The organism is Parabacteroides faecalis (assembly GCF_022809355.1).
Lineage (GTDB): Bacteria > Bacteroidota > Bacteroidia > Bacteroidales > Tannerellaceae > Parabacteroides > Parabacteroides faecalis.
Genome location: NZ_JAKZMM010000044.1, coordinates 24556 through 34192 on the forward strand (window position 1 = coordinate 24556; position 9637 = coordinate 34192).

Sequence of the window (9637 nt, forward strand, 5' to 3'; positions counted from 1 at the left end):
GAGCTTATTCCGCCAGCCACTCGTTGATCTGCCGCATGATCTTTTCTTTCATGTCATCCGGCATATTGCTGATGCGTGCCCGGTGACTGCCCCGCGGCTGGATATATACCTGTTCGTTCTTCTTTCCTTTGAAGATGGGAACGCGGGTTGCACTCCACGGGTCAATCTCTCCGTAGATGAAGATCATCTTCGGATCATTATCTTTCAGGAAGTTATAGACCTTCTGATACAGTTCCGGACGGAATTCCACCTTGTCTTTCAGTTCATCGGGCAGCATGATGCGGTTCAAATAGCCCTGGCTGCTTTTGATAGAAAGATATTTCTCAAAAGGCTTTGTGTCGTAGCCATAGTATCCCAGTTCGCGGGCTGCCTGTACGTTGAAGGGCTCGGTATCCTGTCCGATCGAGAAATACGAGGGATCACTGATTTCCATCCAGTGCTTAAACAACGTCTCCTTGTCCGAATCCAGAGCCGGAATGGTATTGACAGATGTTCCCCACTGCCAGAGGGCAAACGGGTATTCCAGTACGCTGTAATCGTATATCTCTTCAGTAGGCACACGGAACTGATAGCCTTTTTCCTTCACGTAAGCTTCAAAGAGGGGCATCAGCTCATCCCTGTTTTTCAGGATTTCCAGCTGGAAATCACGGATTTTCTTCCGTTCAGCCTTGGTGCCGACTTTCTCCAGGAAGATTTCATGGCGTCCGTCTTCTACCCCGCGGTTCAACGGAGCGACATAAGGAACAGAGAAGTCCACGTCATCCGGGAAATAGGCCCGATACAGGGTTGTGGTCTGTCCGCCCTTACTGATACCCGTGCTGATCCATTTTCCTGTATAGATCTGTTTGAACAGTTCGGTGATCCGGTGCAGATCATAGGCCGAATTTTCGGCTGTCAGATAGTCCCAGTTCAGAGGATCGGGCTTGGACTCGAGGAAGTAACGGTATTCAACGAAGATAACGTTGGCATTCATCAGTTTGGACAGCTCTTCCTGATAGGTTTCACGCAGGGCATAGGCACCGCCGTATCCTTCGGTTACCAGTACCGTAGGACGGTCAAACCCTATATGACACAACACGACCCGCTGCTTGAATGTCCCGGCCTGCTTGCCAAGGGGATCGACTTCCTGTGTCACCCGCACCAGGTATTTTTCGGGATACAACTCGGTCTTCAGCGTTTCGATAGCACTCACGCCCGACAAGGTTTGCAGCTTTTCCTTCAGTTCGCCGGGTGCTGCCATGGCGAGCAACACACAGAAGAACGAAAGAAACAGTAAATTCATCTTTCTCTTCATGGTTATTCTATGTTTAAATGTTTGATGGTTCGTATCAAGCCCTCGTATTTCGCCCGTTTGACGGCCGACTTGGCAAAGATACGATTATAATCGTCTTTGGTGAACATTTTCAAGTCTTCTTTTTGGAGCTGTAAAAGGGCTTCCGAAGGCTGGAAATCGGGTTCGGTAGCGGGGATGGCAAAACGGTTCCAGGGACAGACCTGCTGACAAGTATCACAGCCGTACAACCGGTTTCCCAACAGCCGGGCTTCCCGCGGAGGAATCTCTCCCCGGTTTTCAATGGTGAGGTACGACAGGCAATGGTTGGCATTCAGGGTATGGGCTTTTTCCAACGCGCCGGTCGGACAGGCTTGCAGACAGCGGTTGCAGGTTCCGCAGCGCGACGGGACAGGCTTGTCGTAAGCATCGGCTTCCCACGTCGTCACGATCTCCCCCAGGAAAAAGTACGAGCCTTTCCCCGGCAGAATCAGCTGGGTGTTTTTCCCGATCCACCCCAGTCCGGCTTTCCACGCCCAATAACGCTCCAACAAAGGGGCTGAGTCGGTAAAGACACGGGCCTCTTCCGCCGTTCCTTCCGGGAGGTTCCGGACCACATACTGCCAGAGCTGGCGAAGCTTTTCCTTCACGACCTCATGGTAATCCCGTCCGTAGGCATAATAGGCAATATGGGGCTGCTCCGGATCGCGTTTGCGAGCCGGATAATAGTTCAGGGCCACCGAGATGATACTCTTCGCCCCTTCCACCAGTCCCTGCGGATCACGGCGTATCTCCCGATGGTTCGCCAGATAGGCCATTCCAGCCTGGTAACCTTTCGCCAGCCAGGTATCCAGCCGCCGCATTTCTGCTTCCACCGGCTCTACCCGGGCGATACCGCAGGCCGAAAATCCCAGCCGGGTAGCCTCGTCCTTGATCATTCGGGTTGTTATAGCTATTTGATCACTCATCGACAAACAAAAAATTGTGTACATTCCTTATGTACCACTCCCTTTGGTACATAAGGATTATTGTACGAAGATACGAAAGACAAAATTGGATATTACCATTAAACCACTTAGCAATGCAATTCCAAAACTCAGAAATGTTCCGGCAAGGACATACTCTGTTTTTGCAGTATCCGTGTCTTTGAATCTAAGTATGGATTTTGCCGCTATGATAAAACCGATTGCCTCATATTGTCCAATGATAACGAATATGATTGTGAGAATACGCTCTAAATTTCCAATCAACGCTCCTGCATTTTTGATATTTTCACAGGATTGTGTCTCACCAATTTGATATTTCTTCAAGACTAACTTAATCAGGATATTGGCAGGTTTAATGCACAATAATATCGCCAATAGGAACAAAGGCATTGAGAAACTTTCATAGCAATCCATTGATTGGATTGGTAACTCGGTGGTAATGTCAAAGGAAAACGCCACTATAATCAGTATTAACAAATGAGTAATCTGGTCAATGACAAAATTCCATAATCCTTGGGGACTATATGTTTTGATAACATCTATTACCCAATGAGAAAAAGCAATAGCAAGAGCATAAACTCCGAAATCACAAATAGGAACAACTATCCATGACACACCACCGATAATAAGCGAATGTACATATAGGAACCAGCTTTTGAGTTTCCTTTCCTCTTTTTGTGCACAGTATTTATCATTTTGCAGGTAAAAGTCACCTATAACATGTGCCAATAGCAGACTTAAAAACAACCAGCTATTCATAATCTTCAAAATTTAGCTGTTCAAAATATTTTATTGCTTCTTCTATACAATACCATTTGGTGGCTGTAGAAGCATTGTTTACACTGGCTTGAGATATACCCAATTCCTTGGCGATGTCTGCTTCTTTGAAACCAAGTAATTTATAGAAAACGACCTCACTTTGGCGCACAGTCATATCATTTAATATGGCATCGGTCAGCAGAGCTACAGTTTGCAATGGGGCGGATAATTGCTTTTTACTTGTTTGGACAGCCAACGTTCCCTTATTCAAGGAACTCATTTCCTCAAGCGCACGTCCTGATAGATATATGGCCTCACCATCCCAAATACCTTGTTCGGTATCCACGATCTTCATATCTCCAATACCAATAGTCATCCGTATTCCGTATGTCTGGAAATTTTTTGTCTTTTTATTTTTAACTGTGGAAAAGGATTTAATGCAGGATTTGATTATAAAGGCTATCCGGAATGCGTTTGATACATTTTTCATTACGCACTCTATATAGTCACCTTTGATCTGGCGACCTTCAAAACCAGGATAACTCACCTTTAGCAAGCCAAATAATGATTCTATCCTTTGCTTTAATCCTATAATTTCGTTCACTGACAAGGATGTGGATGAAACTATATCCGCTGAAATTGTTGCAAACATATTATCGTTCATTGATTGGATGACAAAGGTATGAATTTTCTTTAATCTCATCATTAATTATAGATCAAATACTCTATAATTGCAGAATATAGACAAATAAGTCTATAACATTGATTTATATACAATATAATCAATAATAATAAACAAAAAATTGTGTATCTCAGCCCATCACAGCTTACCGAACCTAATTTCTTCTTTCAATATCTCATACACATAAGCCGAACTTTCAATATAAAGTCCGGTAGTTTCATCAGAAAGTTTGGCAAATGTTTCGGAGTTATAGAATTCTTTGAGAGCAGTCGGCAGGTCATATCCGTAATCTTCCATCAGATAGGCTATTATATCTTTGGTAATACCTTCTACCAGATATTGCATCCGTTTATTCATACGCTGTGTAAATATTTAATGGCTGCTGCCGAGTGAAATAAATATTGTGATGAAACCTTTTTGTATCTTAGTCCTTGCACCAACGTGGGCAGATCAATAATCCCGTCATCAAAATTACGGAACAAGGTTGCAATGGTATCATCGGCAACAGGCCCTATCACGATGTCAAAACCATGTGTCGGCTGCACGTTTTTCCTGCTGCGATTAGCCAACACGAACAAGGCCCACTCTTCACTTGGATCTTCAAACGTCTTGACAGAAAGCGTACTCAAGGCTGTTTCGTCAAATTCAAACTCCGTAACAATGGGTTCTCCACCATAGATAGCCGATGTGCGTCTGGCCATCTGCTCCGCCTGTTCCTTAATCGCTGTCAGATAAAATCCTTGTCCGAAATCCTTGTAAGGCCTGCATTTTGACAGATCGATCTGCTTAATGACGATATTTGAACCGTGGTATAGTCTCATTGAATGCCTCCTCCATTATTCAGACAAACTTGTGTGAGATCCTGTACACTGTCATCGAACGAAAGCAAATGCTCTGCATCATAATGTTCTGTCAGAAAATCAATGCCTTTAAAACGAATCAGATAGTTGTTCGCCTCACGGACAGAAATATGATGAGCCTTGGCAAATTCACTGATGGCGGCAATGACATAAGCAATCACATTCTTATCAACAGCCTGCGCGTTTTGCAAGACGACTGATACCGACATGCCCAACGCATCCAGCACCTTTGTCACAGTCTTTATCGTCAGACCTTTTCCACTCTCAATTTTAGAAATCTGAGCTTTACCGACGCCAACCCGTTCACCCAGTTCTTCCTGTGTCAGTCCTTTACGCAGCCGTTCATTCCGAATCATCAAACCTATGTTTTCTATTCTGTCACGCATACTAGCAATTTTTCGATACGGACAAATATACAGTAAAGTTTCCAAAACAGGAAACAGCCGTGGGTAAAAATATACCAATCAATCCTTTCATTCAAAAACGCGGAATTCGTATCCTTCCTGCAACAGCCATTCGATGGCCTTGGGCATGGCATAACGCATGTTCTTCTCGGCCTTGAGCGAGTCGTGGAACACGATGATCGATCCGTTGCGAACGTATCGCTTCACGTTGTCGAGTACCTGCGGAGGGGTAAGCCGCGGACTGTAATCGCGGGTCACGACATCCCACATGATGATGCGGTATTTCTTCCGCAGCTTGAATACCTGCGGGATACGCATGTGCCCGTGGGGCGGACGGAACAGATTGCTCGGTATCCACTCGGCAGCCTTGTCGGTATTCGCCAGATAATTGCGGGTCAGGAAACGGATGCCCTGGATATGGTTGAAGGTATGGTTGCCGATACGGTGCCCCCGCTCGACCACCATCCGGTAGATGTCCGGATGCTTACGCACGTTATCCCCCACCATGAAGAAGGTTGCCTTCACGCCATACTGGTCCAATATATCTAAAACCCAAGGGGTAACCTCGGGAATCGGACCGTCGTCGAAGGTGAGATACACACACTTCGGCTCAGCCGGGATTCTCCAGGTTACCCCCGGGAACAAAGCCCTGTAAAACCAGGGCGGTTGTTCGATAAACATCTTGTCTTTATTCTTTAGGTTGTAAAGAAGAGAGCGCCATACGGAAGTTGTCGAACTCTTCCTGGTATAGTTTTGTCAATTCCGGATCTTTATCCTTGGTGATCTTGATGACTTCCTGCAGGGTATATAAGTCTGAATTGACATCACTGGCTGCCGAAGCAAACTGTTTCGGAGTCAGACGGAAATACCAGTTCAGGTTACGCAGCGAGTTGTCGCCGATCGCCTTCAGGATATTATGTCCTTTCTCTTTCTCACCCAACAGATAGTAAGACTCACCGATCGTCAGACCGCTATAGTCCAACGGAACATTCTCAGGCGGCAATACTTCCATACATTTGTCGAGTACCTGCAACGCCTTATCGTTCTTCTTCTCATAGATCAGTGTCGTAGCCAGCTTGCCGAATACCACCATGCGGTAGCTCTTGCACATACGCATCACGTTTTCATCCAGATAGATTCCCGGTTTGTCCACGCCACCCCACTTGAACTTGTTCATCACGTTGTCGAACATCTTCTCGCTGTTGATAGCCTTCACCGTGTTCTGGGTCTGCATCGGGACAATCTGGTAAGCCATACCGGTCTGCTGGAAATACGGATCCAGCTTCACGAACTGATCCGGACTCACCGTGATCGCATAATACATCGGGCGCTTCCAGTCGTTGGTCTGCAGCATGTTCAGTACCAGCAGTTCCTGCTTGCCCAGCGCATCCTTGCCTTTCAGGTTGATGGTCATTTCCTTGGCAGGTACCGGTACATCCATATTCTTCAACAGACCGCCTTGTGCCAGCGCTACCGAGTCAATCGGATAGATCAGGGTTTCAGACGGGATATAATCCAGCGGCTGACTGAATCCCGGGATTTTCTTGTATTTCGGATCGTCACTGCGCACAAATTCCAATGCTGTATTCAGGTCGATCGGTTTGTCAGTCATCGGGAAGATATAGGCAAAGTCGCGTGTACCCTGCACATACTCGTCGTGTGTCCATGAGATCGGCAGCGGTTCGGATTCATACGCCTGTTTCTTCATCTGGTCGGCATACCAGTCGGTCTGCAGGTAACTGGTGTTGCAGACACGCACGTCGGTACGGATACCCTCAACCTCCTGCGCATACCACAACGGGAAGGTATCGTTATCACCGTTGGTAAACAGGATGGCATTCGGTTCGCAGGATTCCAGGTAGTTGGCACCGAAATCGCGGCAAACATAACGTCCCGAACGGTCATGATCGTCCCAGTTCTGTCCGGCCATCTGGATAGGCACCAGCAGAGCGGCAATCGAAGCCACGGCAGCCGCTGCGGTAGCAGGCAGCTTGGCATAGCTCTGCAGCATACGCACCAGGGCTATCACACCGAAACCGATCCAGATACAGAAGGCATAGAACGAACCGGCATAGGCATAGTCTCGTTCACGCGGCTGGTAGGGTGTCTGGTTCAGGTAGAGCACAATGGCGATACCGGTCATGAAGAAGAGCATGAAGGTGATCCAGAATCCCTGGATACCTTTCTTCCCGGCTGATACCTGATAGCAGAGTCCCAACAGACCGAGCAGCAAAGGCAACATATAATATACGTTATGTCCTTTGTTGTTGGCAATATCGTTCGGCATCTCGTCTTGCGGACCCACCAGCAAGGTATCGATGGCCTTGATACCGGTGATCCAGTTGCCGTTCTGTACCTCTCCATGTCCCTGAATATCATTCTGACGACCGGAGAAGTTCCAGAGGAAATAACGCCAGTACATGAAGTTCAACTGATAGGAGAAGAAGAAACGCAGGTTCTCGGCAAAGGTCGGCTTCATCACCGATTTGGTCTCGCCGCACTGGTTGAACTTCACCGGCTGCCCCTTGATCTGTGCCCACTCCTTATAGGCCTGCACATGGCGGCCATCCGAGCTGTACATACGCGGGAACAGCATATTCAGTTCGTCCACATACTGATATTCGGTATTATGACGCGATACATAGTACCGGTCTTTCTCATTCGGATCTTTCTTGCTGACGCGTGTCCATACCGGATCGCCTTCCTTCGTATCAGCCACGCAGGCACCCCCTTCGCTCTTCCGTTTGATTTCCGAAACGTAGGTCTGTCCGTACAGCAACGGGGTCTGTCCGTACTGCTCGCGGGCCAGGTAAGTACGCAGCGTAAAGATATCCTTCGGCGCGTTCTGGTTCATCGGAGTATCAGCCGTCGCACGGATCAGGGTCAGGGCGTATGACGAATAACCCACCACTACCACCATCAGGCTGATCAGGATCGTATTCAGCAGCTTCAGGTTCAGTTCCTTGTTCATGAACAGATAGGCTGCCAGGGCAATACTCAGGACTGCGGCAATCACATAACCGCTGCCGATGAACGGAATACCGATCAGGATAACCGACAGCAGGAATGAAATACGCAAGCGGAGCGGATGGATCTCGTCGCGCATGGTTTCCCAGATAGACCAGATCAGGACTCCTGCCAGTACCAGTACATATACATAAACACCCGAGTTGTAAGGCATACCCAACGTATTCACGAAGAACAGTTCGAAGTAACCGCAGATCTCAACCAATCCCTGTACCACACCGTACATCATCAGGGCGATGATCACGAAAGAGACAAGCAGGGCAATCAGCGTACCCTTCATGGTCGGATTCGGGAATTTCTTATAGTAGTAAACCAACACAATGGCCGGGATACACAGCAAGTTCAACAGGTGGACACCGATACTCAATCCCATCAGATAGGCAATCAGCACGATCCAACGGTCGGCATGCGGGGCATCAGCCACCGATTCCCATTTCAGGATCAGCCAGAATACCAGGGCCGTAAACAAAGAAGAATAGGCATATACCTCTCCTTCGACAGCCGAGAACCAGAATGTATCACTGAAGGTATAAGCCAAAGCACCTACCAGACCGGCTCCCATGATCGTAATGGTCTGGCCCATCGTGATCTCCTGCGCATCCTCAACGACAATCTTTTTGGCCAGATGGGTGATACTCCAGAAAAGGAACAGGATAGTCAGGCCACTGAACAGGGCCGACATGGTATTCACCATCTTGGCTACCGTAGAAGGATCGGAAGCAAACTGGGTAAACAGATTCGCCGTCAACATGAAGAACGGTGCTCCGGGCGGATGCCCTACTTCCAGTTTATACGCTGAAGAAATGAACTCACCGCAATCCCAAAAGCTGGCGGTGGGCTCCATCGTCATCAAATAAACACACGAAGCGATAATGCAGACAATCCACCCCAGTGTGTTGTTGATCAGTTTATACTTTTCCATACGTTGTATAAAGTAATTATTAATTATTTCGTTTGAACAGGCAATCTTTTACACAAAACAAGTGCAAATGTACGTATTTGCCTTTACACTTTAACGATGGATTGGCTTATAAATTGTGTAAGAGTTCTAAAAAGTCATTGTGTCTGTTCGTATTCGTTCTTTTCTCTTGACCCAAACTGGGTACGTTCTTTTGCCTTGATGCAAAAGAACCAAAAGATCAAGATCGTATTCGTACTTTTGGCTTAACCCAAACCGGGTACGTACTTTTGGCTTGACCCAAAAGTACCAAAAGGTCAAGGCTGCGTCTGCTGAGCTACTCCGTCTCTTCGTTTCGCTGTGCGCGCCGCAAACTCGCTTCGCTCAGACAGCGACGCTCCGGCCGCTCCACTCCGTTCCTCCGCTTAACGCTCACCAGAACGAGGCCGAAACAATTGACAATTGAGAATTGACAATGGAGAATTTTATCAATTGACAATTGAGAATTGACAATTGACAATTTTCTTTTCTTTCTCTTTTATCCATGGAACTTACCCCGCGACGGTAGAGGCGCAGCGTGCTGCGCCTCATAACGACATTCCACACAATCCAATAACAATCAATAATATAACGAATATATTATTACCCGTTGGCGGAATTAAATTGATAAAATAAATATGTATAAAAGGTTGTGCTTATCGCTGATTATTAGTAGATTAGAAGTGATCAAACTATTAATTTACAATAAAGC

Annotated in this window: 9 protein-coding genes; all 9 read right to left on the reverse strand. The window is 47.0% G+C overall.

Annotation, left to right across the window (positions count from 1 at the left end; translation table 11 throughout):
• Positions 1-4: 4 nt before the first annotated feature.
• A complete protein-coding gene (locus MUN53_RS14695) occupies positions 5-1294 on the reverse strand; it encodes a S28 family serine protease (RefSeq protein WP_243326272.1) in 1290 nt (429 codons plus the stop codon).
• Positions 1295-1296: 2 nt separating this feature from the next.
• Positions 1297-2238 (reverse strand): tRNA epoxyqueuosine(34) reductase QueG, encoded by a 942-nt coding sequence (gene queG, locus MUN53_RS14700; RefSeq protein WP_394803091.1) that lies wholly within the window; start codon positions 2236-2238, stop codon positions 1297-1299.
• Positions 2239-2295: 57 nt separating this feature from the next.
• On the reverse strand, positions 2296-3015 hold the full coding sequence (locus MUN53_RS14705) for a DUF3307 domain-containing protein (protein ID WP_243326274.1): 720 nt from the start codon (positions 3013-3015) through the stop codon (positions 2296-2298).
• The gene (locus MUN53_RS14710; RefSeq protein WP_243326275.1) at positions 3008-3721 is read right to left on the reverse strand and encodes a sigma-70 region 4 domain-containing protein; all 714 of its coding nucleotides are present in this window, start codon (positions 3719-3721) and stop codon (positions 3008-3010) included. Before MUN53_RS14710 ends, MUN53_RS14705 begins: the two co-directional genes overlap by 8 nt.
• Before the next feature lie 114 nt (positions 3722-3835).
• Positions 3836-4054 (reverse strand): hypothetical protein, encoded by a 219-nt coding sequence (locus MUN53_RS14715; protein WP_243326276.1) that lies wholly within the window; start codon positions 4052-4054, stop codon positions 3836-3838.
• Positions 4051-4518: a DUF3990 domain-containing protein gene (locus MUN53_RS14720; RefSeq protein WP_243326277.1), complete on the reverse strand. Its 468-nt coding sequence runs from the start codon at positions 4516-4518 to the stop codon at positions 4051-4053. Before MUN53_RS14720 ends, MUN53_RS14715 begins: the two co-directional genes overlap by 4 nt.
• Entirely contained in the window at positions 4515-4943 is a 429-nt protein-coding gene (locus tag MUN53_RS14725; RefSeq protein ID WP_243326278.1) for a DUF3791 domain-containing protein, read from the reverse strand. The genes MUN53_RS14720 and MUN53_RS14725 overlap by 4 nt, the downstream gene beginning before the upstream one ends.
• An 87-nt stretch (positions 4944-5030) precedes the next feature.
• Positions 5031-5642, reverse strand: a complete 612-nt coding sequence (locus tag MUN53_RS14730) for a polysaccharide deacetylase family protein (RefSeq protein ID WP_022455130.1) — start codon at positions 5640-5642, stop codon at positions 5031-5033.
• Positions 5643-5649: 7 nt separating this feature from the next.
• The gene (locus MUN53_RS14735) at positions 5650-8910 is read right to left on the reverse strand and encodes a glycosyltransferase family 117 protein (RefSeq protein WP_243326279.1); all 3261 of its coding nucleotides are present in this window, start codon (positions 8908-8910) and stop codon (positions 5650-5652) included.
• Between the last annotated feature and the right edge of the window lie 727 nt (positions 8911-9637).